29 protein-coding genes are annotated in these 24228 nt (G+C 72.2%); 21 read left to right on the forward strand and 8 right to left on the reverse strand.

The window, feature by feature from the left end; all coding sequences use genetic code 11:
* From ACZ466_RS19985 to ACZ466_RS20010, 6 genes are all read left to right on the forward strand, one after another.
* The gene (locus ACZ466_RS19985; protein ID WP_378282933.1) at positions 1–1197 is read left to right on the forward strand and encodes an MFS transporter; all 1197 of its coding nucleotides are present in this window, start codon (positions 1–3) and stop codon (positions 1195–1197) included.
* Complete coding sequence (locus ACZ466_RS19990) at positions 1194–1556, forward strand: MerR family DNA-binding transcriptional regulator (protein WP_378282934.1); 363 nt, start codon at positions 1194–1196, stop codon at positions 1554–1556. Before ACZ466_RS19985 ends, ACZ466_RS19990 begins: the two co-directional genes overlap by 4 nt.
* 33 nt (positions 1557–1589) lie before the next feature.
* Entirely contained in the window at positions 1590–2009 is a 420-nt protein-coding gene (locus ACZ466_RS19995; RefSeq protein WP_378282935.1) for a YybH family protein, read from the forward strand.
* Between the two features lie 106 nt (positions 2010–2115).
* A complete protein-coding gene (locus ACZ466_RS20000; protein ID WP_378282936.1) occupies positions 2116–2310 on the forward strand; it encodes a hypothetical protein in 195 nt (64 codons plus the stop codon).
* Positions 2311–2702: 392 nt separating this feature from the next.
* Positions 2703–3611, forward strand: coding sequence for an NAD(P)-dependent alcohol dehydrogenase (locus tag ACZ466_RS20005; RefSeq protein WP_378282937.1), 909 nt, complete (start codon positions 2703–2705; stop codon positions 3609–3611).
* Between the two features lie 261 nt (positions 3612–3872).
* Complete coding sequence (locus ACZ466_RS20010; protein WP_378282938.1) at positions 3873–4616, forward strand: hypothetical protein; 744 nt, start codon at positions 3873–3875, stop codon at positions 4614–4616.
* Between the two features lie 7 nt (positions 4617–4623).
* Here the strand turns inward: ACZ466_RS20010 and ACZ466_RS20015 are convergent, their stop codons facing one another.
* Genes ACZ466_RS20015 through ACZ466_RS20025 form a run of 3 tightly spaced genes read right to left on the reverse strand, consistent with a single transcriptional unit; the run spans position 4624 to position 5832 of the window.
* Positions 4624–4839: a DUF397 domain-containing protein gene (locus ACZ466_RS20015; protein WP_378282939.1), complete on the reverse strand. Its 216-nt coding sequence runs from the start codon at positions 4837–4839 to the stop codon at positions 4624–4626.
* A complete protein-coding gene (locus ACZ466_RS20020; RefSeq protein ID WP_378282940.1) occupies positions 4823–5017 on the reverse strand; it encodes a DUF397 domain-containing protein in 195 nt (64 codons plus the stop codon). Before ACZ466_RS20020 ends, ACZ466_RS20015 begins: the two co-directional genes overlap by 17 nt.
* Positions 5014–5832 carry a DUF5753 domain-containing protein gene (locus tag ACZ466_RS20025; RefSeq protein WP_378282941.1) on the reverse strand — a complete coding sequence of 273 codons (819 nt, stop codon included), beginning with the start codon at positions 5830–5832 and terminating at the stop codon, positions 5014–5016. Before ACZ466_RS20025 ends, ACZ466_RS20020 begins: the two co-directional genes overlap by 4 nt.
* A gap of 99 nt (positions 5833–5931) precedes the next feature.
* Between ACZ466_RS20025 and ACZ466_RS20030 the strand changes: the two genes are divergently transcribed.
* From ACZ466_RS20030 to ACZ466_RS20060, 7 genes are all read left to right on the forward strand, one after another.
* A complete protein-coding gene (locus ACZ466_RS20030; RefSeq protein ID WP_378282942.1) occupies positions 5932–6423 on the forward strand; it encodes an ATP-binding protein in 492 nt (163 codons plus the stop codon).
* Between the two features lie 13 nt (positions 6424–6436).
* Positions 6437–6772, forward strand: a complete 336-nt coding sequence (locus ACZ466_RS20035; protein ID WP_378282943.1) for an ArsR/SmtB family transcription factor — start codon at positions 6437–6439, stop codon at positions 6770–6772.
* A complete protein-coding gene (locus ACZ466_RS20040; protein WP_378282944.1) occupies positions 6769–7449 on the forward strand; it encodes a cation efflux transmembrane domain-containing protein in 681 nt (226 codons plus the stop codon). Before ACZ466_RS20035 ends, ACZ466_RS20040 begins: the two co-directional genes overlap by 4 nt.
* A 182-nt stretch (positions 7450–7631) precedes the next feature.
* Entirely contained in the window at positions 7632–9014 is a 1383-nt protein-coding gene (locus tag ACZ466_RS20045) for an MBL fold metallo-hydrolase (protein WP_378282945.1), read from the forward strand.
* Entirely contained in the window at positions 9011–10291 is a 1281-nt protein-coding gene (locus ACZ466_RS20050; protein WP_378282946.1) for an MFS transporter, read from the forward strand. The genes ACZ466_RS20045 and ACZ466_RS20050 overlap by 4 nt, the downstream gene beginning before the upstream one ends.
* Before the next feature lie 54 nt (positions 10292–10345).
* Positions 10346–10684: a YciI family protein gene (locus tag ACZ466_RS20055; protein ID WP_378282947.1), complete on the forward strand. Its 339-nt coding sequence runs from the start codon at positions 10346–10348 to the stop codon at positions 10682–10684.
* A 9-nt stretch (positions 10685–10693) separates the two neighbouring features.
* Complete coding sequence (locus tag ACZ466_RS20060; RefSeq protein WP_378282948.1) at positions 10694–11956, forward strand: RNA polymerase sigma factor; 1263 nt, start codon at positions 10694–10696, stop codon at positions 11954–11956.
* A 124-nt stretch (positions 11957–12080) separates the two neighbouring features.
* On the opposite strand, the gene ACZ466_RS20065 is transcribed toward ACZ466_RS20060, so the two are convergent.
* The 3 genes from ACZ466_RS20065 to ACZ466_RS20075 are packed head-to-tail and all read right to left on the reverse strand — an operon-like array spanning position 12081 to position 14432.
* Complete coding sequence (locus tag ACZ466_RS20065; RefSeq protein ID WP_378282949.1) at positions 12081–13175, reverse strand: RDD family protein; 1095 nt, start codon at positions 13173–13175, stop codon at positions 12081–12083.
* Between the two features lie 40 nt (positions 13176–13215).
* A complete protein-coding gene (locus tag ACZ466_RS20070; RefSeq protein WP_378282950.1) occupies positions 13216–13809 on the reverse strand; it encodes a hypothetical protein in 594 nt (197 codons plus the stop codon).
* Positions 13810–13829: 20 nt separating this feature from the next.
* Complete coding sequence (locus ACZ466_RS20075) at positions 13830–14432, reverse strand: hypothetical protein (RefSeq protein ID WP_378282951.1); 603 nt, start codon at positions 14430–14432, stop codon at positions 13830–13832.
* 170 nt (positions 14433–14602) lie between these two features.
* On the opposite strand from ACZ466_RS20075, the gene ACZ466_RS20080 reads away from it, so the two are divergent.
* From ACZ466_RS20080 to ACZ466_RS20115, 8 genes are all read left to right on the forward strand, one after another.
* Entirely contained in the window at positions 14603–14764 is a 162-nt protein-coding gene (locus tag ACZ466_RS20080) for a hypothetical protein (protein ID WP_378282952.1), read from the forward strand.
* Between the two features lie 52 nt (positions 14765–14816).
* Positions 14817–15230 carry an acyl-CoA thioesterase gene (locus ACZ466_RS20085; RefSeq protein ID WP_378282953.1) on the forward strand — a complete coding sequence of 138 codons (414 nt, stop codon included), beginning with the start codon at positions 14817–14819 and terminating at the stop codon, positions 15228–15230.
* Complete coding sequence (locus tag ACZ466_RS20090; RefSeq protein WP_378282954.1) at positions 15227–16363, forward strand: zinc-binding dehydrogenase; 1137 nt, start codon at positions 15227–15229, stop codon at positions 16361–16363. The genes ACZ466_RS20085 and ACZ466_RS20090 overlap by 4 nt, the downstream gene beginning before the upstream one ends.
* Positions 16364–16549: 186 nt before the next feature.
* Positions 16550–17119: a hypothetical protein gene (locus ACZ466_RS20095; protein ID WP_378282955.1), complete on the forward strand. Its 570-nt coding sequence runs from the start codon at positions 16550–16552 to the stop codon at positions 17117–17119.
* Positions 17120–17125: 6 nt separating this feature from the next.
* A complete protein-coding gene (locus ACZ466_RS20100; RefSeq protein ID WP_378282956.1) occupies positions 17126–18478 on the forward strand; it encodes a copper resistance CopC/CopD family protein in 1353 nt (450 codons plus the stop codon).
* Positions 18479–18535: 57 nt separating this feature from the next.
* Complete coding sequence (locus ACZ466_RS20105; RefSeq protein WP_378282957.1) at positions 18536–19516, forward strand: cupredoxin domain-containing protein; 981 nt, start codon at positions 18536–18538, stop codon at positions 19514–19516.
* A gap of 113 nt (positions 19517–19629) precedes the next feature.
* Positions 19630–20280, forward strand: coding sequence for a cupredoxin domain-containing protein (locus ACZ466_RS20110; RefSeq protein WP_378282958.1), 651 nt, complete (start codon positions 19630–19632; stop codon positions 20278–20280).
* A 16-nt stretch (positions 20281–20296) separates the two neighbouring features.
* Positions 20297–20875 carry a copper resistance CopC family protein gene (locus tag ACZ466_RS20115; protein ID WP_378282959.1) on the forward strand — a complete coding sequence of 193 codons (579 nt, stop codon included), beginning with the start codon at positions 20297–20299 and terminating at the stop codon, positions 20873–20875.
* Between the two features lie 21 nt (positions 20876–20896).
* On the opposite strand, the gene ACZ466_RS20120 is transcribed toward ACZ466_RS20115, so the two are convergent.
* Together ACZ466_RS20120 and ACZ466_RS20125 are read right to left on the reverse strand one after the other, a co-directional pair.
* A complete protein-coding gene (locus ACZ466_RS20120) occupies positions 20897–22369 on the reverse strand; it encodes an amino acid permease (protein ID WP_378282960.1) in 1473 nt (490 codons plus the stop codon).
* A 445-nt stretch (positions 22370–22814) separates the two neighbouring features.
* Complete coding sequence (locus ACZ466_RS20125; protein WP_378282961.1) at positions 22815–24104, reverse strand: IS200/IS605 family accessory protein TnpB-related protein; 1290 nt, start codon at positions 24102–24104, stop codon at positions 22815–22817.
* Positions 24105–24228 lie beyond the last annotated feature (124 nt).

Genomic DNA, 24228 nt, shown 5'->3' on the forward strand with positions numbered 1-24228 from the left:
ATGGCCTCGCACACGACGCGCCCGCTGTGGCTGCCCGCCCTCTTCCTGCTGGCGTTCTCGATCGGCACCGACGACCTGGTCATCGCCGGGATCCTCCCCGCCATCTCCCGCGACCTGGACGTCACCGTCGCCGCGAGCGGCCAGCTGGTGACCGCGTTCGCGCTCACGTACGCGCTCGGCGCGCCGTTCGCCGCGCTGCTCACCGCGCGGCTGCCGCGGCGCGCGGTCCTCACCGCCTCCGCGGCCGTGTTCGCCGCGGCCAACCTCGCCGCCGCGGCGGCCCCGACGTACGGGACGCTCATGGCGGCGCGGATCGTCTCCGGCCTGGCCGCCGCCACCGCCGCGCCCGCCGCGTTCGCGCTCGCCGCCACCGCCGCGCCCGAGGGCCGCCGGGGACGCTTCCTCGCCGTCGTCGGCGCCGGCCTGACCACCGCGCTCGTCGCGGGCGTGCCGCTCGGCACCTGGATCGGCGGCGCCCTCGGCTGGCGGTCCACGATGCTGTTCGTCGCCGCGCTCGCCGCCGCGGCCGGTGTCGCGCTGCTCGCGACGGTGCCGCGGGTACCGGGCGCCGCCCCGGGCCGTCTCCGGGACCGGCTCGCCGTCCTGCGCCACCCCGGGACGCTCCCCGCGCTGGCGGCGATGATCCCCTCCGGCGCGGGCGGCATGATGTCGTACGTCTACGTCACCGAAATCGCCGCCAGGCTCGGCGGGCTGCGCGGCGCCGCGGTCGCGCCCCTGATCACCGCGGTCGGCGCCGCCGGGATCGTCGGCGCGCTCGCGGGCGGCCGGCTCGTGGACGCGCTCGGCGCCCTGCGCGCGCTGCGGCTGATGCTGCTCGGAGTGCTGGCCGCGCCCGCCCTCATGACCCTCCTCGGCCTCGCCGGCGGCCCTTACCCGACGCCCGTGGTGGCGCTGGCCCTCACCCTGTACGGACTGGCGACCTGGGGGATCGCGCCCGCGACGCAGGCATGGCTGCTGGAACGCGGCGGCGCCCCCGAGGCCGCGAACGAACTCATCGCGCTCAACAACAGCGCCATGTTCCTCGGCTTCGCGCTCGCCGGCGGCCTCGGCGGCCTGGCACTGGAGACCGGCGGCCCGGTCGCGGTGACCGGGACGGCGGCGGGATGCGTCCTGGCCTCCCTGGCGTTGTTCGCGATGGCCTTTCGGAACCGTCCGCGGGAGGGAGCGCGCGCATGAGGATCGGTGAGGTGGCACGCCGCGCCGGGGTGTCCACGCGGGCCCTGCGCTACTACGAGCAGCAGGGCCTCATCACCGCGGAACGGGACCGCAACGGCTACCGGATCTACGAGCCCGGCACCGTGCCCCTCGTCCGCGACATCGCCCGGCTGCTGCGCGCGGGCCTCGGCTCGCAGGACGTGCTGCGGTTCGTCCACTGCCTCGGCGGGCCGCCCGCCACCGACGGTTGCGGCGACACCCTCGCGATCTTCAACGAGCGCCTGGCCACCCTGGACGAACGCATCGACGCCCTCACCGACCTGCGCGAACGCCTCCGTTCCGAGGCCGCGCGGCTGGCCCGGAACACCACACCCCCTTGACCTCGACCAAGGTCGAGGTCAGAGCATCGTGCCATGGACGAGAACGCGATCAGGGCCCTGATGGCCAGGCACACCGACCTGTGGATCCGGCACGAGATGGACGAGTGGGGCGCCCTCTTCACCGAGGACTCCGACTTCATCACCCACCGGGGCCTCTGGTGGCGGACGCGCGCGGAGAACGTGGCGGGGCACAAGGACGTGCCGCCGTCCGTCCTCGACCAGAAGAAGAACTACACGCAGGACGTCGTCGACATCCAGGAGGTCACGGCCGACGTCGCGCTCGTCCACACCGTCTGGACCTGGCCCGACCACCGCCTCCCCGGCGCCCCCGCCGAAGACCGCCGCGGCCTCATCACCTTCGTCCTGGTAAGAACCCCGGACGGATGGCGCATCCGCGCCGCCCACAACACCCGAGAGAACGGCCTGACCGACTTCACCGCGACCGCCACTTGAGACTTTCGTCCCAAGGAAATGCGGCCAACCTGCCAACCAACTCCTTCAAACCCTCACAAGCAACTTCAATGAGAAACTTGAAGGACCCCGAACAGGAAGGTGAGCGATGAAGTTCGTACTCGAAGTCGACATGGGCGACACCGCGTTCGACGGCAGCGCCGACAAGGAACTCGGCCGGATCCTGCGCTACTGGGGTGGCAACCTCCACCACTACGACCTCAAGCCCGGCGACGGCTCCCCCATCTACGACTCGGCCTACAACGAGGTCGGCGCGTGGACCATCACCACGTCGGACTCCTGACCCCCCTGGCCCGCGGGCGGCCGTGACGTTCCTGAGCTGACGGTCTGCCTCGTCTCGCGTGTGCCGCCCGAGCACGGCACCGTGGACGCGGGCGGGGCGCCGGAGCCGACCGTGATCCCTTCGGCCTGGCCCGCCGCCTCGTCCTCGTTGGGCCGCCCGGGACCGATCGGCGCGAGCCGGCTGCCGCAGTCGGCGGTCTGGCTCACCCGGATGCCCGGTGTGCGGCACCCGCCGACCACTTTCGGACACCCAGGCGGATCACTCGACCACGCCGGAGCCCTGGTTCCGCGGTTGCGGAGACGGCTACCCTCCGCTCGGGCGATGCTTCCGAGCCGGGAGACGAGATGCGAGCGGTTGTCTACGACAGGTACGGCTCGACGGACGCGCTGCGCGTGGAGGACGTGCCGACGCCGTCGCTGGCTCCGGGGCAGGTCCTCGTGCGAGTGGCGGCGACGTCGCTCAATCTCTCGGATTGGGAGACCTTGCGCGGCGATCCCCTGTACTCGCGGATCGGTGGACTGCGCAAGCCGGCGCGCAGGACGCTCGGCTCGGACATCGCCGGGCGGGTGGAGGCCGTGGGCTCGGGGGTGTCTCGCTTCGACGTGGGAGACGAGGTGTACGGCGACAATCTCGGCCTGAAGGGCGGCTTCGCCGAGTTCGCGGTGGCGCCCGAATCGGCTCTCGCTCATAAGCCGAAGCAGTTGACCTTCGCCGAGGCGTCGACGATCCCGCAGGCGGGGGCGATCGCGCTGCAGGGAACGGCTCCCGCCGGTGCGGGGCGCCGGGTACTGATCAACGGCGCCGGCGGCGGCTCGGGATCGTTCGCGATCCAGCTGGCCAAACGCGCCGGCGCCCATGTGACCGGAGTCGACAACGCAGCCAAGCTCGACTTCATGCGGTCGTTGGGCGCCGACGAGGTGATCGACTACCGGAGCCAGGACTTCGCCCGGACCGGCGAGCGGTACGACCTCGTGCTGGACCTCGTCGCCACCCGCTCGCCGCTCGCCTGCGGGCGGGCGCTGGCTCGCGGCGGCCGGTACTGGTGCGTGGGCGGCTCCGTACCGGTGGTGCTCAACATCGGGACGATCGGATCGATCGCCGGCCTACTCACCGGGCGGAGGATGGGAGTTCTCGTGGTGCGTCTGGGCCCCGCGCGGTTCGAGCCGCTTGCCGACCTCTGCGCCGCGGGCAAGGTCGACATCCACATCGACCGCACCTTCACGCTCGACGACGTCCCCGAGGCGCTGCGCCACGTCGGCGAGGGACACGCCCTCGGCAAGGTCGTCGTGACGCCCCACTGACGTCGGGCCTCCGCGCTCGGGCCGATGAGCCCCAGGGCTCTGGCGTACTCGCCTGGTCACAGGCTGGTCGCGGTCCCGGCGTGATCGGCGACAAGAGAGTTCGTGGCCAGCCTCACCCGCGGCCATTCGCAGTGGCGGCTCGGCCTACAACGAGGTCGGCGCATGGACCATCACCGCTTCGGACTCCTGCCTCCCGGGCGCGACCCTGCGCCCCGGTTTCAGCGTCTAACCTCTCGATCTTCACCGCCGGGGGGGGACGCGATGGGCAGAGCGAAAACGCTCGGTGTGACCACGGCCGCCGTCGTGGGCGGCATGGCGCTCCTGATAGCGCTGATACCGGCTGAGGTGGCGCTGACCGTCCTCGTCGGGGCACTGCTGCTCGGTGTCGCAACGCTGATCGTCTGCCTCGTCCTGATTCCGGTGACGGGACGCTCGCGCGTGCCGCCCGAGCACGGCACCGTGGACGTGGACGGGACACCGGAGCCGGCCGTGATCTTCGGCCTGGCGCGCCGCCGCCTCGTCCTCGGCGTGATCGTGATGGCGGCCACGGTGCCGATGTCGTTCTTCCTCGGCGGCGTCCCCCTGCTCGTGAGTCTTGCCGACAGGGACGCCGACGAGACGGGGTGGGCGGCCTTCCCGTGGTGGCAGGCGGCATCGGCGCCGGTGTTCCTGGGTGCCGGGATCTACCTCATCGAGCGCACGATCTGGGCCTGGCGGGAACTGCGGCGGCCCGCTCACGTCGCCTGCACTTCCACCGTCCTGCAACTTGAGCTGCCGGAGTACCGGATCGCCATACCGTGGGACGACATCATGACCGTCGGGTGCGACGGGAAGTTCCTGGGCGTCGCGGTGGTGGACGACTCGGCGGTCTGGACACGGCTCGGAAGGCGCGCCGAGCGGAACATGCGCGACCACGGATGCGCGATCTGGGCCGCCACACCGGGCATCGACCCCGACCTGTTCCTCCACGAGATGGATCAGCGCCTCACTCCGCCCGCCCCCTGATCCAGGATCAGCCGCGCAACTCGTCCCGCCTCACCCGAGCAACCAGCCGCGCGAACGCCTCCGCCGTCAGGGCCAGATGCCCAGCCTCCGGAGCCTTACTGTCACGAACACCAACCGCCCCGGAAAGCCGTGCCAGCTCAACGCAGTCGGACTGCGCCGTGGTGCCGCCACTGTGGCTGGACTTACGCCAGGTGATCCGACCGGAATCAGACGCCCAACTCATCGCGCTTCACCTGAGCCACCAGACGCGTGAATGCCTCCGGCGCCAGTGCCAAATGCCCGGCTTCGGGGGCCCTGCTGTCACGAACACCAACCGCTCCAGCAAGCCTGGCCAACTCGACGCAGTCCTGGCCACCCGAACCGCCGCCGCCGCTGTAAGTCGACTTACGCCAAGTGATCATGTGAACCGCTCCATCGCCTGTGTGATCAGGTCTCGAGACAGGTCCCAGGGTAGGGCGCTTGCCCCGATACGGTCCCAACGTACCGTGAACTCGCGAACTTCCCTAGTGCCCTGTATCAGCCTCCCTCCACCGGGAGCCTCCACGAAGGACATTTCCCCAGATTCCATGGTCAGGCTGTTGAAGGAACCCTCCAGCCCTAGATAGAAGCCTGTGGATCGTGGAACGATCCTCACCATCACGTGCGGGAGCTCTACCACCTCACGCAGCCTTGCGAGTTGTTCGCCCATTACAGATGGCCCACCTATGGGCCGGTAAAGAGCGGCCTCGTCGAGCACCACCCACAGCGTCGGCGGCTTCGGGCGCATCAGCACCTCGAACCGTTCCATTCGAGCGTTCACCGCAGCCTCAATGTCTGTGACCATGCGCGAGGCGGTGATGGCCGCGCGGGCGTAGTCAGGCGTCTGGAGGATTCCAGGGATCAGCGAGAGCCGGTAGAGCCTGATGACCAAGGCCTTTGCCTCGTGCTTGGCGTACTCGGCGAACCAGTCGGGGTCGTGGGCGGTGCGGGCGTAGCGGACGAGACGCGCGAAATGTCCATTGAGCCGGAGGAAGGCGTCGAGACGATCCGCCTGATCTTCGTTCATGTTCCAGGTGTCGCGGGCGTGCTCGATGTTCGACACGGTGTGCCGATTGCATTTCATGATCTGGCCCATCTGGGAGAGCGAGAGCCCTTCGCGCTCCCGAAAGAAGCGCAGGTCAGAGGCGATCCAGTGCTTGAAAGAGTGATCCGGGTTCAGCGACTCTACGGGGGCCATGGGTCACGCTCCGGTGTGTCGGGAGTTTCATCGACACGCGACAAGCTAGCCGGTCAAGTCCACAGTTGCCCCAGGAATCAGAGAATAGGGGTGAGGAATATGGGCGGCATTACCGGGATTACCGGCGATCTGGACATTGTGTGTCTTGCCGCTTGGACGGCGCCGGGGCAGGTTCGGTCCTTGATCGAATATCGGCTCGCGGGCTGGGGGCTCGACCGCCTTGTCGACGACGCGGTTCTCATCGCCGGGGAATTGGTGGCCAACGCCGTGCAGACCACGCCGGACGGGGAGATCCGGGTGCGGTTCGCGCGCGAGGGCGAGGCGGCCGTGCTGCTGGCGGTGTGGGACTCCTCCGACGCGATGCCGGTGGCCACTCCCGTCAAAGAGCTGACGCTGGACGACATCGAGCCCGATGCGCGGGCCCTGGACGACGGGCACGACGACGGTACGGGCGGGTGGGGACTGCCGATCGTCCAGGCGCTCTCGGACGGATGCGGCGTCCAGAGGACCGAGCCGCAGGGCAAGTGGGTCTGGGCGCGCATCTCCTTGACCGACCACGCACCAGAGCTATCATCGCGGTATGGCGATTGATTCCGATTGTGGAATGACTTCGTTGGACGGGCTGGCGCCGGCGGCGGCGCTGTTCCATTCGCTGGCCGACCCGGTGCGGTTGTCGATCGTGCAACGGCTGGCCCGGGGCGAGGCCAGGGTGGTGGACCTGACCCGTGAACTGGGGCTGGCACAGTCCACGGTGTCCAAGCATCTGGCCTGCCTGCGCGGCTGCGAGCTGGTGGACTACCGGGCCGAGGGCCGCCAGTCCTTCTACTTCATCGCCGCCCCCGAACTGCTGGACCTGCTGCGCGCGGCCGAGCACCTGCTGTCCGCCACCGACCGGGCCGTCGCGCTGTGCCCCACCTACGGCAATACCGCGCGGACATGACGGCGCTGTCGCTGGGGCCCTCGCCGCGGCGGCGGGCGGTGCTGGCCCGGCGGGTGCGCCTGCTGGTGGCCGCCACCATCGCCTACAACCTGGTCGAGGCCGCCATCGCGATCACGGCCGGCAGCGTCGCCTCGTCGGGGGCGCTGGTGGCGTTCGGGCTGGACTCGGTGATCGAGGTGGCCTCGGCCACCGCGGTGGCCTGGCAGTTCTCCGCCCGCGAACCCGAGGTGGTCGCGCGGCGGGAGGGGAGGGCGCTGCGGATCATCGCGGTGTCGTTCTTCGCGCTGGCCGCCTACGTGACCGCCGATGCCATCGCCGCGCTGCTGGGCGGAGGCGACGCCGAGCACTCCACGGCCGGGCTGGTGCTGGCCGGGCTCAGCCTGGCGATCATGCCGGGCCTGTCGTACGCGCAGCGCCGCGCGGGACGCGAACTGGGGTCGGCCAGCGCGGTCGCCGACTCCAAGCAGACCCTGCTGTGCACCTACCTGTCGGCGGTGCTGCTGGTCGGGCTGGCGGTCAACACGCTGTTCGGGTGGGCCTGGGCCGACCCGATCGCCGCGCTGGTCATCGCCGCCGTCGCCGTCAAGGAAGGCCGCGAGGCGTGGCGCGGGGACGCCTGCTGCGCGGTTCCCGCCGCCGTGCCGCAGTCCTGCGGCCCCGGCTGCGCCTGCTGCTGAGCCAGGCGGGTTGTCCGACCTCTACGGGCTGGTCGGCCAGTTCGGCGACCGGGACGCTTGTGCCCGGCCCGGTACTCCTCCACCGGACGCACGTCCACCTTGCGCAGAAGCCGGGCGACGTCGTGGCGCATTGCCGGTCCCCGCCATGGTTTCCTCCGCAAATCCATGGAATGTGGTGGGTGATGCCGCCGAGCGGATGGGAGGACCGCATGGGCTTCGCCGAGGATCACCTGGTGCCGCTGGTCGACGAGGGGCTGGGCAACAGCGCCTACCTGGTCGATCTGGGCGACGGACGCGCCCTGGCCGTGGACGCGAGTCGGGATCTGCGCGACCTGCACACCGCGGCGCGGCGGCGCGGACTGACCGTGGCGTACGCGGCCGAGACGCATCTGCACGCCGACTTCCTGTCCGGGGCCCTCCAGCTCGGGCACGACACGGGGGCGACCGTGCTGGCCCCGGCCGCCGGGCACCGTGCCTTTCCGCACCGTGGCCTGGACGATGGCGACGAGGTCGATCTGGGCGGGCTGACGCTGCGCGCGGTGGCCACGCCCGGGCACACCGACGAGCACCTGTCCTTCCTGCTGCTGGACGGGACGCGCGTGCTGGGAGTGTTCACCGGCGGCTCGCTGATCGTGGACTCGGCCGCCCGCACCGACCTGCTGGGCGCCGACCGTACCGAGGTCCTGGCCCGCGCCCAGTACCGGTCGCTGCGCCACCTGGTCACGCTGCCGGACGACACCGCGGTGTGGCCCACGCACGGGGCGGGCTCGTTCTGCTCTGCACCGCCCGGCGGCGAACGCACCACCACCATCGGTGCCCAGAAGCGGAACAACCCGCTGCTGGCCGCGCCCGACGAGGACACCTTCGTGCGGCGGCTGGTGGACGGCCTGGGCTCCTACCCGAAGTACTTCGCCCGCCTCAACGAGCTCAACCGGCGCGGCCCCGCCGTGCTCACGGCGGCGCCGTCACTGCCGGAACTGGACGCCGGGCAGGTCAAGGCGCTGCTGGACGACGGCGGGTACGTGGTGGACGTCCGTCCGGCGGCCGACTTCGCGGCCGGGCACATCCCGGGCGCCCTGTCCATCGCGCTGCGCGACCAGTTCGCCACCTGGCTGGGCTGGTTGCTGCCCGCCACCGCCCCCATCGCCTTCGTCGCCGGTGCGGACCAGGACCTGGACGAGATCGTCTGGCCCGCGTACAAGATCGGGTACGAGCGCCTGGCCGGGCACCTGGCCGGTGGGATGCCCGCCTGGACGTCCGCCGAGGCCACCACCGCGTTCGTCACGGCCGACCAGGCCCCGGCGGCCCCGTACGTCGACGTGCGCCAGCGGTCCGAGTACGACGCGGGGCACGTGCCCGGTGCCCTGAACCTCGAACTCGGCGACCTCGCCGACCATGCCGGTGACGCCCCGGCGGGCGCGGTGGTGGCCTGCGCGCACGGCGAGCGCGCCATGACCGCCGCCAGCGTCCTAGAACGCGCCGGGCACACCGACCTCACCGTCCTGCGGGGCACCCCCGACGAGTACGCCGCCGCCCACGGCCTGCGCCTGGAGCCCGCGGTGTGAGCACCACCAGGCTGGGGCTGCGCGAGAACTGGCTGCAGTTCACCCTGCTGGTCGTCGTCAACGTGTGCGTGGGCGCGCTGGTCGGGCTGGAGCGCACCACCGTCCCGCTGATCGGTACCAGGGTGTTCGGGCTGACCAGCGACCTGGTCGTGTTCTCCTTCATCATCGCCTTCGGCGTGACCAAGGCCCTGACCAACCTGGCCGCGGGCGCGCTGACCGCCCGGTTCCGCCGCAGGCACCTGCTGATCGCGGGCTGGCTGGCCGGCGTGCCGGTGCCGTTCGCGCTGGCGTGGGCACCGTCGTGGAACTGGATCATCGCCGCGAACGTGCTGCTGGGCATCAACCAGGGCCTGACCTGGTCGATGACCGTCAACATGAAGATCGACCTGGTCGGCCCGGCGCGGCGGGGCCTGGCCACCGGGCTGAACGAGGCCGCCGGGTACGTCGCCGTCGGCGCCACCGCCCTGGCCACCGGCTATCTGGCCACCGTCTACGGCCTGCGGCCCGCCCCCGAACTGATCGGCGTCGTGTTCGTCGCCGCCGGCCTGGCCCTGTCCCTGATCGTCCGCGACACCGCCGCCCACCTCGCGCTCGAACTGGCCCGGCACCCACGGCCCGCCACCGAGCCGACCGGCCTGGCCACCGCCTTCGCGCGCACCTCCTGGCGCGACCGCTCGCTGCGCGGCGCCAGCCAGGCCGGGCTGGTCAACAACCTCAACGACGGCCTCACCTGGGGCGTGTTCCCGCTGCTGTTCACCGACCACGGCCTCGGCCTGGCCGCCGTCGGCCTGATCAAGGGCCTCTACCCGCTGCTGTGGGGGATCGGGCAGATCTACACCGGCCACCTCGCCGACCGCATCGGCCGCAAACCCCTCATCGTGGCCGGCATGCTCGTCCAGGCCGGGGGGTTCGTTCTGGCGCTGGTCTTGCTGGACCGGCCTCTGCTGGCGGGGATCATGTCGGCCGTCTTCCTGGGCGTCGGGACGGCGATGGTCTACCCGGCACTGATCGCCTCGGTGTCCGATCATGCCCATCCCGCCTGGCGAGCGAAAGCGCTGGGCACCTACCGGTTCTGGCGCGACATCGGCTACGCCGCCGGAGCCCTGGTCGCCGGGGTCCTCGCCGACGCCCTCGGCCTCAACGCCACCGTCATCGCCGCCGCCGTCCTCACCGCCGGCTCCGGCCTGCTCGCCGCCCGCTGGATCACCGAAAAAGAAAGTGGAGATTTCCCGCGCAAGGTGTCGGATCGGCGGCGGCGCCGTTCGTCTTGGGGATGACAGGCAGCCGGAATGCTCCGGCTCATCCACCATCATCTGGGAAGGACCAGAACCGTGAAATACGTGCTGATGTTCGTCGAGACCGAGGAGTTCGCGCACGACCTGGAGGCCATGGGCGAGAGCGAGCGCCAGGCGGCGTTCGAGCGGGTCGGGCTGTGGTTCGCCGATCACGCCGCGCAGATCACCCACCACGCGTACCTGCACCCGGCCGAGACCGCCACCACGGTGCGTCTGGACGGCGGCGGGCCGGTGGTCACCGACGGCCCCTTCGTGGAGGGCAAGGAGGTCGTCTCCGGTTACGCCGAGATCGAGGTCGACGACCTGGATCAGGCCCTCGCCATCGCCCGCGCCTGGCCGGCCTGCCCCGTCGTCGAGATCCGTCCCATCACCTGAGCCGCCCGCATGACCGCCGACCGCCGCCCCGGCGCGCGCCGCCAGGCGGGCGACGAGGCGCACGCCGAGTTGGCCCGCGTGGTGCGCGAGCACGCGGGCCGGCTGACGGCCTGCCTGGTACGGGTCCTGGGCGACTTCGCGGCCGCCGAGGACGTCGTCGCCGACGCCGTGGAGACCGCGCTGCGCCGCTGGCCCGCCGAAGGCGTCCCCGAGCATCCCGACGCCTGGCTGCTGACCGTCGCCCGCCACCGCGGCATCGATGTCCTGCGCCGCCAGGCCGCCCACCGCGACAAGCTCGCCCGGCTGCGGTGGCCGCCCCGGCCCGACCCCGACGACCGGCTGAAGCTGATCTTCACCTGCTGCCATCCGGCCCTGCCGCGGTCCGCGCAGATCGCGCTGACGCTGCGGACGGTGTGCGGGCTGACCACCGCGCAGATCGCCGCCGCGTTCGTGGTCCCCGAGTCCACCGTCGCGCAGCGCATCACGCGCGCCAAACGCAAGATCGCCGAAGCGGGCATCCCCTACCGCGTCCCCTCTGACACCGAACTGCCCGACCGGCTCGGCCAGGTCCTGGCCGTCGTCTACCTGCTGTTCAACGAGGGCTACCTGACCAGCGCCGGCGACCGCCCGCACGCGGCCAACCTGGCCGGCGACGCCGAATGGCTCGCCGCCCAGCTCGCCTGGCTGATGCCCGGGCAGCCCGAAGTGCTGGGGCTGCTCGCGCTCATCCGGCTGCACCAGGCCCGCGCCGCCGCCCGCTTCACCGCCGCCGGAGACCTGGTGCCGCTGCGCGACCAGGACCGCGCCCGCTGGGACGGGCCCGCGATCGGCGAGGCGATCGGCCTGCTGGAACGCGCCGCCGCCCGCAAACGGCCCGGCCCCTACCAGGTGCAGGCCGCCATCGTCGCCTGCCACGCGGAGGCCCCGAGCTGGGACGACACCGACTGGGCCCAGATCCTGGTGCTCTACGACATGCTGCTGGCGCTGGCGCCGTCCCCGATCCACCGGCTGCACCGCGCCATCGCCGTCCACCACGCCCCGCCGCCCCGCGGCGGCCCGGCCAACGCGCTCGCCGCCCTCGACGCCCTGCCCCCAGGCGAGCAGCGCACCCTACAGCGCTATTCGCTCTACCACGCCACCCGTGCCGAACTCCTGCGCGCCCTCGGCGACCCCGAAGCCGCCCACACCGCCGACGAGCAAGCCCTGGCCCTGACCACCAACCCGGCGCAGCAGGCCCTCCTCCGGCACCGGCTGGACCAACACCTCACCTGAACTGGTCAGGCGGTTTCCAGTGGGGGTGCGGCCATGAGCTGGGCGGCCGTGCCGCCGTCCTCGGCGAGGGCGTGGCCGGTGCTGCTCGGGGCCGTGGCGTCCCGCGGGCCAGGACCTTCGCTGATCAGAACCAGACGATGGTGCTCAGGACCGGGGCGTGGATGAGGGCGAAGGCGTTCTTGGCCTTGACGGGCGCCTCCGGCTGCTTGGGCGAGACGGCCATCGTGACGACCACGTAGCGGTCCTCGTCCCCGACCTGGCCGATGTTCGCACCGCCCGGAGGGTCGATGCGGCCGCCGGGGACGAAGCGCAGGTCGGTGAACGTCAGGCGCTGCTGCGCGGTCGAGGCGGCAGCGGCGTCGGGGAACTTCAGGACGTGGCCGCCGACCAGCACGCCGTCGGTGGTCCTGAACGCGGCCTCGATACGGCCCTCGCATCCTGCTTGGCGCAGGACGGACCGGGCCTGGTCGGTGGTGGCGCCCGCGAGGCAGCCCTTCTCGTCGTCCAGGACCTTGGCGGCGGTCCGCTCGTACGCCACGGCGAGGCCGTTGCGGCGGTTCTCGAACCGGATGTCGTCGTCGTAGAAGGTGTTCACCTCGAAGGCCGGGCCCCTGGCCTCCAGCGCTCCGAACACGAGGGGCGTGGCCACCACGGCCGCCCCGATGACTCCCAGGGCGGAGCCGAGGACGATGCGGTGCGTGCGTTCGTCGGGCAGGGCTCGGACGACGACCGTTCCGGCCTTCTGGTCGTGGACGCACTGGCCCAGCCGCTTGTCCATCTTGTGCGTCCAGAAGTCGGTCACCAGCGGGAAGCCCTGCGCCTGCTGGGGAATGATCCATCTTCTGAACGCCTGCCTCCAGTTCGGCAGGCTCGTGCCGTCGTCCTTGCACACGACGCGGAGTCCGGCGACGCGCTGGCCCACGGTGCAGCCCCACCACACGTACCGTCCCACGCGCAGCGCGATGATCGCGGGGAAGACGAGCACCATGGCCGTCGCCAGCGACACGGCCATCAGCGCACTGGAGCTGTCCTCGGTCCAGAGCGCGAAGGCGAAGGCGGGGGACAGGACGGCCATCGCCGTGAGGCACGTGGCCAGGAGGTCGACGAGCCGGGCCACGACGCGCCGCCGCGTGCTCGCCAGGACCAGGACGACGCGGTCGTCGTGCTGGGGGAGCTCTTGTACGGGCGTTTCCGAGGGGACGTACAGGGGTTGCGGCACGGTGAGCCATGGAAGCACAACGGACCGAAACAGGGAACGGTCAACCCGTGTAGAGGCCCTGCGCGCACATGCCGTCGGGAAGGGTGTCGATGGCTCGGACCTCGTCCGGGTCGAACCGGAGGGTCCATTGCCCCTCGGCCTTGACCGTGACGGTGTCCGGGCCCGTGAATCGCGCCCATTCCAGCGGCTCGGTCGCGTCGTGGTTGAAGCAGCCGAAGTAGGCGCGCCTGCTCAACGGCCCGTCGGTGGACTGCACGTACAGGCCCTCCACCGGGTCGATCACGTTGGAGGTCTCGTGGACGATCAGCTTGAACCGTCCGTCGGGTGACACCGCCGCCACCCGCATGTCGGTGTCCCTGAACGCCAGGACGAACCACCCGGTCATCACGCTCAGCACCGCCACCATGCCAACGCAGACGGACGCGGCCCACGTGGCCCAGCGCCATCCCCTCCGGACCTTCGGCGCGGCGAAGAACCCCGCCGCCATGATCAGGGCCAGGGCGGCGGCCACCGCGAAGGGCGTGAACGACATCAGGTCCCCGGCCCCGACCCAGCGGAACGGATTCAGCCACGCCAGGCCCACCACGGCGAGCAGCAGAAGGCCGGCGGCCCCCAGAACTTTGGAGAGTCGCATCCCGAGCCTTTCGCGTCGTGTCAGCCGGTGTAGAGGTCCTGCTTGCAGAAGTTTTCGGAGGTCGTGTTGATGGTCTTGACGTCCTTCGGGTCGAAGCGCAGTGTCCACTCCTCTTCGCCCGCCTTGACGACCACCGTGTCCGGGGCCGTGAACCTCACCCGGTCGAACTTTGTCTCGCCCTCGTACAGGTTGCGGCAGCCCAGGTAGGCGCGCTTGCTGAAGAAGCCGTCGGTCGACTGCACGTAAAGGCCCTGGTCGTAGCCGGCCCAGCCGGAGTTGTCGTGCAGGACGACTTTGAGCCGGCCGTCGGGCGACACCGCCACGGGCTGCAGCTTGTCGGGGTTCGCGAAGATGAGGTAGCCGAGGGCGTTGTACGCGCACCAGAGGGCGGCGAGCGTGGAGCAGACGGCCAGGGGCAGTGCGGTCCACCGGCGCCAATCCGCCGTCTTGACCATGGTCACGACGCAGGCGACGACGAGGAGGAGCAGGCCGAGGGCCGTTGTGCCCAGCCGGTAGTGCAGCGCGTCGCCGAACACGATCCAGCGGAACGGGTTGAGCGTGACCAGCGCCGCCGCGGCGAGGAGCAGCAGGCCGGCGGCGCCGATCCTGGACGGGAGCGTCATGGTCGGCCTTCCGTGGAGGTGACAAGCGGCTCGTTGATCTATCCGATGCCGGTTGGCGGCCCGGGGTTGGGGCATGACGCCTGCAACCTTCGGCCGGAACGGTTCGTTGTCCGGATGAGGCCGCCGGATCCGCCCCCACGCGCCCGGCACAACCTGGCGGAGGAGGAGAGATGGCTTCGATCGTCTCCAAGCTCAAGCGTTTCCTGCACAGCCCGCAGGGACGGCAGGCGCGGGCCCGCGCCGAGCGGATGGCCCGCGACCCGCGTACGCAGGCGAAGATGCGCGGGGTGCTGGCGAGGTTCCGTGGCGGCGGCGGGCGGCGGCCGCACTGAGGCGGGCGATTTCACCGATCTCGCGTTACCGGCCGGTATCTATGCTGGTCGCGTGAACGACGACTACTTGCACTGGGTGACCGTCCCCACCCGCTGGAAGGACAACGACCTCTACGGGCACGTGAACAACGTCGTCCACTACTCGCTGATGGACACCGCCGTCAACGAGTGGATGATCACGACGGCGGGGTTCGACCCGGGCACGGCGGAGACGATCGGGCTGTGCGTGGAGTCGCACTGCTCGTACAAGGCGGAGGTCGCCTTCCCCGACACGATCTCCCTGGGCCTGCGCATCGGGAAGCTGGGACGCTCCAGCGTGCGCTGGGAGATCGGCCTGTACCGCTCGGACGGGACGCTGGTCGCCGAGGGGTACTTCGTGCACGTGTTCGTCGGGCGGGAGAGCCGCCGTCCGGTCGCGGTCCCCGAGCCGATCCGCGCCGAGATGCAGAAACTGGTGGTCGCGTGAGCGGGGGCATCGTCGAGACGCGGGCCGCGGTGCTGGTGGAGTCGGGACGGCCCGAGCCGTACGCGGCGTCCGCGCCGATCGAGGTCGCGACGCTGCGGCTCGACCCGCCGGGTCCGGGCGAGCTGCTGGTCAGGGTGCGCGCGGCGGGGCTGTGCCACTCCGACCTGTCGGTCATCAACGGGTCGCGGCCGCGGCCGCTGCCGATGGCGCTCGGCCACGAGGCGGCCGGTGAGGTCGTGGCGGCCGGGGACGGCGCCGAGTTCGCGCCCGGCGACCACGTGATCCTGGCGTTCGTCCCCGCGTGCGGGAGCTGCGAGCGGTGCGTCGGCGGACGGCCCGCGCTGTGCGGGCCGGGCGCGCGGGCCAACGGCGCCGGGACGCTGCTCGGCGGCGGGACGCGGTTCACCGCCGGGGACGGCACGCGCCCGTACCACCACCTGGGCGTCTCCGCGTTCTCGGAGTACACGGTGGTGTCGTCGCGGTCGGCGGTGAAGGTCGACCCGGACCTGCCGTACGAGATCGCCGCGCTGTTCGGCTGCGCCGTCCTCACCGGGGCGGGCGCCGCGTTCTACAGCGCGGACGTCAAGCCGGGCGACAGCGTCGCGGTGTTCGGGCTCGGCGGTGTCGGGCTGGCCGCACTGCTGGCCGCCAAGGCCGCGGGGGCGTCGACGATCGTGGCGGTCGACGTCGTCCCGTCCAAGCTGGAGCTGGCGCTGGGCCTGGGGGCCGCGCACGCGGTCACCGGTGGCGTGGACGCGGTGGAGCAAGTGCGCGAGCTCACCGGTGGCGGCGCGGAGAAGGTCGTCGACACCACCGGGGTGGTGCCGGTGCTGGAGCAGGCGTACGCGGCGACCCGTCCCGGCGGCACGACGGTGACGGTCGGGCTGCCCGCGCCCGGCGAGCCGGTGACGCTGCCCGCGCTCAGCCTGGTCGCCGAGGAGCGCACGCTGCGCGGCAGCTACCTGGGGTCCAGCGTGCCCCGCCGGGACGTGCCCCGGTTCATCGGCCTGTACCGCGCCGGGAGCCTGCCGGTGGACGCGCTGCTGTCGCACCGGCTCACGCTGGACGAGGTCAACGCGGGCTTCGACCGGCTGCACTCCGGCGAGGCCGTGCGGCAGGTCGTCCTGCTCTGACTCGCGAAGCGGGCATTTCACTGAGCGTGATGCGGCGAGTGCAGGTTAATTGGTGACCTTGTAACAGGACCTTCACATAGCGCGATCATCGCTCGGGAAACGTGGCCTCCCATTGCTCCGATCACTGGGAGAAGCACAATGGCCACATTTCGTCACGCCGCCGCCCGGCCGCGTTGAGGCCGCGCCATGGCAACCGTCTCACCCGACCGGCGGGGCGCTCTCGTCTCCGCCGTGCTCGTCGGCACCGTCGTGATCCTCGTGGGGTACGCCTCCGGCCTCGGCGTTTCCTGGACCGCCGGCGCCGCGGGGCCGCCCGCGACGACACCGCCGAACGCCGCGCCGATCGAGCCGCTGGTGCCGTCGTCGCCCGAGCCCGCCGAGCCCGTCCCGCCCCCGCCCGCTTCGGACGTCGGCGCGGCACCGCCCCCGGCCGTGCACGACCCGCCGGGAACGCCACCGTCCCATCCGCCGATGCCGGGGGACGGCGCGACGCCGCATCCGCCCGGGCACACCCCGGCGCCGCCCGGCTCGACGCCCCCTCCGGAAAAGCCGCCCGCCCAGACTCCGTGCCCCGGGCTGCTCGGGCCCACGGTGAACTCGGTGACCGGGCCGCTGATCGGGCCCGTCCTGCCGCTGGGGACGACTCCGGCCCCGCCCGGTGTTCTGGACCCGCTGCTGGTGCCGTTGCTGGGCGGTGCGGCGGCCTGCCCGCAGCCCGCGACCGCGCCGGCGCCGTCCGCGCGTCCGGGGAGGTGACCGGGGATGGCCGTACCCCGCTCGCGGCCGCGCCGGTACCGGGTCGCGCTCTGCGTGATGGCCGCCGTCCTGTTCTGGCTGGTACTTCCCGGCTCCGTGTCGCACGCCCACGCCGAACTGACCAGGTCCGATCCCAAGGAAGGCGCTGAGCTCGCCGAGGCGCCCCGGCGGTTGTCGCTCACCTTCGGCGAGGCGGTGTCGGAACGGGGCTCGTCGGTCGAGGTCGCGGGGGAGAAGCTTCCGTTGAGCCGCGCGTCCGGCGCGCCGCGCACGCTCGTCGCGGATCTGTCCCGGCTCGACCGTCCCCTTTCGGGCAAGGTCGCGGTGGCGTGGCGTTCGAGCAGCGAGACCGACGGTCACACCGCGCGTGGAACGCTCCGCTTCACCGTGGACGCGGTGCCCGCGCCCGTGGTCGCCCCGCCCCCCGCCGCCGAACCCGTGCCGCGCGAGGACCCCGCCGTACGGCCCCTGCTGGTCGCGGTGAAGGTGATCGGCTTCGTGGGGCTGGCGCTGTTCGTGGGCGGGCTCGCCTTCCTGGCGCTGCTGTGGCCGCGCGGGGCCTGGGACCGCCGGGTCCGCGGCGCCCTCGTCACGGCCTGGACGGCCGGAGCCCTCGCCGCCGTCGCCGGCCTCGGGCTGCAGGCCGTCCACACCCGGGTGAGACCGCTGTCGGACGTCGTCGACCCCGGCCTGCTCGGCGCCGTCCTGACCGACCGCATCGGCGAGGTGGGGGCGGTCAAGGGACTGCTGTGGCTGCTGGCGGCCGTGGTCCTCGCCTGGGCGATGCGCGGCGGGGACCAGGCCGTACGGCGGCCCGCGTGGCGGATCGCCGCGCTCGCGGTCGGGTTCGGACTGCTGCGGACCACCGGCATGACGGCGCACGCCGCCGCCTCGCCGCGGCCTTTCCTCAGCCAGACCGCGGACCTGCTGCACCTGGCCGGCGTCTCGCTGTGGTTCGGCGGGCTGGCCGTCCTGCTCGTCGGCGTGCTGCGGCGGCGCCGTCCGGCGGAACTGGCCGAGGTCGTGCCCCGCTACTCCACGCTCGCGCTCGTCTCCGTCCTGACCATCGCGGCCTCCGGGCTGCTGCTGACCTGGCAGCTCGTCGGCTCGTTCGGCGGCCTGCTCACCACGGACTACGGGCGGCTGCTGCTGGCGAAGCTGGCCGTGTTCGCGCTGGTGCTCGGCGCGGCGCAGCGCAGCAAGCGGTGGGTCGCCGCCCGGCTGGACGCGGCCGTGTCGCTGCGCAGCAACGCGGCGACCGTGCGCCCGTTCCTCTACTCGGTGGCGATCGAGACGGCGCTGCTGTGCGTCGTGCTGCTCGCCGCCGCCCTGCTGGTCACGGCCTCCCCCGGCCGCTGACCCCCTGATCGTCGCGGCCGTCCGGGCCGCGACCGTCCCCATGGAAGGAAACCCCCCGTGAGACAACCTCCCGCACCCCCGGCCGCCGCCCGGGGACGGCTCGCACTGGTCGTGTGCGCCGCCCTCGCGATCGCGCTGGCCCTGCTGAGCCTGGTCGGCCTGACCAACCGGGACGAGTCCGGCGGCGGGCTGGGCGCGTCCCGTCCGGCCTCCCAGACCGGCGGGCTCCAGCAGCCCGCGCAGGCGGTGCCCGCAGCCGCGCCGGGCGGTCCCGCACAGAGCGCGGCGGCGGAGCCGATCGTCATCCGGATGAAGAACAACACCTACTCGCGGAGCACGCTCCAGGTGCCCGCCGGGCAGAAGGTCACCTGGGTGAACGACGACGCCGCCCCGCACACGGTCACGACCACCTCGGGCCCCACGAAGATCGACTCCGGGGAGATCAAGCAGGGCGAGTCGTTCTCGTACACCTTCAGCACCCCCGGCACCTACGCGTACTACTGCGCCTACCACCCGGACATGAAGGCGGGCGTGACGGTCACGGGCGGCGGGTCGTCGCCGGCACCCACCGCGTCCCCCACGGCCGCGCCCACCGGTCACCCGACGGGCCACCCCACCCCCGGGCCGACGGCCGGGCCGACCGGAGCACCGACGGCGCCGCCGCCGGGCGGTGGCACGCCGTGCTCGCCGGGCGCGGCGAGCGAGGTGCTCACGGTGATCCTGCAGCACGTCTACGCCGCGCACCTGCAGCGTTCACCCTCGCAGCAGGTCGCCGACGCGCTCGCGCTCGACGCCTACGTCAAGACCCACACCGCGTGGGTGCAGATGATCGCGGAGTCGGGCGTGAAGGGGGCGCAGGAGTTCCTCAAGGGCCTCCAGCCGCTGCTGCAGCACGTCTACGCGGCCCACCTGCAGCGCTCCCCCGGTGAGCAGGTCACGGACGCGCTGGCGCTGGACTCCTACCTGAAGAGCCACACCGTCCTCGTCCAGGACATGCTCAAGCCCGGTCTCGACGGGCTGCTCGGCGGCGGCTGCTGAGCGACGCCGGTCCGGAACGTGCGGCGGACCGGCCGAGTCGCAGTCGGCCGGTCCGCCGCACCCGCGGCCATTGTGCCCCGAGACCTCGACAGTCGAACAGTTGGGAGAAACCCATGGCCAAGCGCATCGGGCTCGTCCTGGCGCTGGGCTCGCCGTCCCTGCTGGCGGGCCTGCTCGGCCCCGCCGCCGAACCGGCCAGGGCCGACACCGCGCAGGTGCGGATGCAGAACACCGCCTACAGCCCGTCCACCCTGACGATCCGCGTCGGCGACACCGTCACCTGGACCAACCTGGACCAGATCCCGCACGACGTGGTGACCACCAGCGGACCGCAGGCACTGCGGTCCCCGATGCTGCAGCGCGGCCGCTCCTGGAGCTTCACCTTCCGCGTGGCGGGGACGTACGCGTACTACTGCTCGGTCCACCCGGCGATGCGGGGGCGCATCGTCGTCCAGCCGCGGGCGGCCACCCCGGCGCCGAGCGGGCACGCCGGGCACGATCCGGCGCCCTCGCGCACGGCGAGGCCCACCGCCTCCGCGAGTTCGACGCCGCGGGACGGGACGTCCACGCCCGCACCGTCGACGACGTCCACGCCGTCCGCGCCGGCGGCCGCGCAGCCGCAGCCCGCCGCGAACGCGTCCGCCGCCCCCGGCAAGTCGGTGAACCCGCTGCTGCCGATCGCCGGGCTGGTCTGCGCGGTCGCGGTGTTCTGCCTGCTCCTGCTCACCTCACCGGCCGCCGGCCCCGAACACCTCGACGACTGACCGGAGGACACCTGTCATGCCCCTGCCCGTCCCGCGGCGCCCGCCGGCTTCCCGGTCCGCGCGCCGCCTGCTGCCGCTGTGCGCCGCCGCGTCGCTGATCGCGTTCACCGCCACCCCCGTCCGGGCGCACGCCGAGCTGCGCTCGTCCGATCCCGCCGAGGGCGCGGTGCTCGCCACGCTGCCCGGCACCATGACCCTCACCTTCACCGAGCCGCCGTCGGCGGAGACGTCACTGGTCACGCTGGGCGCGACCCGGCTCGCGCTCAGCAAGCCCGCGGGGAGGGACGACACGCTCGTCGCCGACCTGGGCAAGGTCCCGGACACCGTGCGCGGGCCGGTCGTGGTCGCCTGGCGCGCGGTGAGCGCGGCCGACGGGCACGTCGCGAGCGGGGTCGTCCATCTGACCGTCCGCGGGGCCTCCGGAGCCGGGGCCGCGTCCCCGCCCCCGTCCGCGCGACCGGCCGCCGTTCCGGCCGCGCGGGAGGAGTCCGGCGCGAGCGGGTTCTGGTACCTCGCCCTGCTGGCGGTGTTCGCCGCCGCCGTCGCCGCGGGCATCGGGTACGCGATCCGGCGCCCGCGCGGAGAGGACCGGTGACCGCCGCCCGCGCCGCCTGACCTAGCGGGCGGGCCGCTCGTCCCGCTCCGCCGGCGGCTCCGGCGGGGCGGCGGCGAGCAGGGAGTGCCGGCGGCTGTAGGCGAAGTAGACGACCAGGCCGATCAGGAACCAGAGCGCGAACCGCACCCAGGTCTGCCAGGCCAGGAACGTGATCAGCCAGACCGAGAACACCACGCCGACCGCCGGGATCACCGGCATCCACGGGAGGCGGAACTCGCGCGGCAGGTCGGGACGGCGGTAGCGGAGCACGATCACCGCGACGCAGACCACGATGAAGGCCAGCAGGATGCCGATGTTGGTCAGCTCGGCGGCCTCGCCGATCGGCAGGAACCCGGCGATCAGCGCGGACCCGGCACCGAGGATCCAGGTGATCCGGGTGGGCACCCTGCGGGTCGGGTGGGTCTTGGCGAACCAGCCGGGCAGCAGCCCGTCCCGGCTCATCGAGAACCACACCCGGGCCGCGCCCATCATGAACGTGAACAGCACGGTGAGGATCCCGAGGATGGCGCCCACCGCGATGACCAGCCCGACCGTCTTCATGCCGACCGACGCGAACGCCGAGGAGAACGCGGCGGTGGGGTTGATGTCGCGGTAGTCGACCATGCCGGTCAGCACCAGGCAGGCCAGCACGTACAGGACCATCGAGACCGCGAGCGAGTAGATGATCGCCTTGGGCATGTGCCGGCGGGCGTCATGGGACTCCTCGGCCGCGGTGGACATGGCGTCGTAGCCGAAGACCGCGAAGAAGACGGTCGCCGCCCCGGTGACCGCCCCGCCCAGCCCGAACGGGAAGAACGGCGCGTAGTTGCCGGTGTTGATCTTGAAGACGCCGACCACGATGACCAGCAGCACGATGCCGACCTTGAGGTAGACCAGCGCCGTCTCGAACCGGGCCGCGCTCTTCATGCCCAGGTTGAGGACGTAGGCGATGAGCAGGCACAGCAGCGCCGCGAACAGGTTGATCTTGTAGCTGCCGGCGGCGACGCCCTCGGTTTCGGTGCCGGGGGCGCCGACCATCCACAGCGGCAGGTCGACGTCGATGAAGCCGAGCAGGTCGTTGAAGTAGCCGGAGATGCCGATCGCGACGACCGCGACGATGGCGGTGTACTCCAGGAGCAGGTCCCAGCCGATGAACCAGGCGGCGAACTCGCCGAGGACGACATACCCGTAGGTGTAGGCGGACCCGGCCCTCGGGATGAGCCCGGCGAACTCGGCGTACGACAGCGCGGCGGCGGCGCTGGCGATCCCGGCGATCAGGAACGAGATCACCACGGCCGGTCCGGCCGTCTCGTTGGCGACGGCGCCCGCGAGGGAGAAGATCCCGGCGCCGATGATGCCGCCGATGCCGATCGCGGTGAGCTGCCAGAGGCCCAGCGTGCGGCGCAGGCCGCCGGTCTCGCCGGTGTCGTCCTCGATGCGGTCGATGGGCTTGCGCCGGACCAGGGAGCGGAACGTGCTGTGGGCGGTGGCCATGGCGGTACCTCCTCTGGTGACCGTTCCTAAACAGTGTCCGGGAGTGACAGTCGATGTCGGCTCCCGGAACTGCGCGTATCCCGAACGGTGTTGGATGCGCTGGTCTCCCGCGTTCGTCTGCCCGCTCGGCCGGGTGCATCGTGTGCACGGTCCGTGACGGGTGGGCGGGTTCCCTCACGCTCCCGTGCGCCTGGTCCGGCCTGGACGGTCCGATGCCCGCGACGATCACTCCGGTCGTCGCGGGGCGGTGCCGTCCGTCGCCGGATCGGGTGCCCGAGGGCGCGTCGCCCGATCGCGATGCTCGCGGCATCGTGCCGGGAAACTTCACGGCGTGGGGTGCGCAGTGGCTTCTGCCAGTGCTGGGCACCCCACTGGGATGTGTAGGCCGGGTCGACGGCCACGACCGCCAAGCCCGCTTCGGCCGCCATCGACACCAGCCGTGCCTTCAGTTTCCCGGTGGGAAGCCGGAGATCAGCTGCCGGAACCGCCTGCACCGCCCGTGCCTCTCCCGCGTCTTGTGGTCCGCGAAGTCGAGGTCTTCGATGGCGATGGCGGCCACGCCGCAGGACGCGGCCCAGTGCAGCAGGCGGGTCAGAGCGTGCCGGATCTGCGCGTCGCGATGCGAGGCGGTACCGGTCAGGGTGTAGTCGAACCGGTGCGGGTCGCCGACGGGGTTGCCGCAGGCGTCGAGCCGCCATGCGGCCAGGTGGTCGGCGTTGGCGTCCACCCCGATCACACCCCGCGCGCACGCCGTCTGGAGGGGGAGGGTTCGGGCGGGGGTGCGCTGCCAGGACGCGGTGAGATACCAGCGGTCACGTTCGGGGTCGTGGTGGATGCGGTAGGCCACGGCACGGTCGGCCTCGATGCGGTCGGCGCACTCGGCTCCCCGGTGCCGGAACGCGACGCGGGCGGCGAGAACGTAGCGGCCGTGCGGAGCATTGGCCAGATGGGCCAGCGGGGCGGGGAGGCGGATCGACACCTGGCCGCCGGGGGTGAGGCGGATGGTCTCGTTACCGTACCGCTTCCCGCTCTCGCCATCGGCGGCCAGGAACGATCGCCGGGCCTCCCAGCGCTCCCGCCACCGCCGCTCGGTGAGCCCGGCATCGCCGAGATGGTGGCGGAGGCGGGCGAGTCTCTTGCCGCCGCGCACCACGTGCACGATCCCGGCGTCCCGGTCGGCCCGCTCACGGGCGAGCCGGTCCTTCAGGACGCCCAGGCGGCGGGACTTGGCAAACCACTCGCGCCGCGACCCGTACCCGCCCGGGACGCGTCTGGTGCCTTCGGCTCCGATCGGCAGCGACAGCCGGTGCTCCAGCGTCCGCACCCCCGACTCCAAACCCTGGACGTGCGCGTGCTGGGCGCGGCGGGCCAAGGCCCACTGGTCATGGGTGGCCTTGGTGATCGAACCGGCCCACCGCGCCGACGACACCCCGGTCAACTCCCGCTTACGCGCCGCCCACCGGCCCGCATCATGCTCCAGGCCATCACCGCACCGGACCTTCAGATCCCGGGCCGCCAGCGAACCCAGATACGCCCCCGCCAGCCGCAACACCCGCTCGTCCTCAGCCGTCAGGCCCTTGAGACGGTCACGCACCGCCACCCCCGACGGGCCCGCCGCCACGAACGGCGCCGCGATCGCACGCACCCCGCCGCCTGGGCGGCGGGCTGTGCGGCCGGGGGCGGCGTGGCGGGGCGCCGTCTCGGCGACCACACCACCGGAAGCGGTGCGCGACATGACAAACACTTTAAGTGACAGGATTCGAACATGCAATCGACTCGCACCACTCGGACACCGTGGCGGCACGCCGCCATGGGATGGGCACGCACGGGTAGTCATGGACACCCCCCGAACACCCTCC

It is taken from the genome of Actinomadura rugatobispora (genome assembly GCF_055379765.1).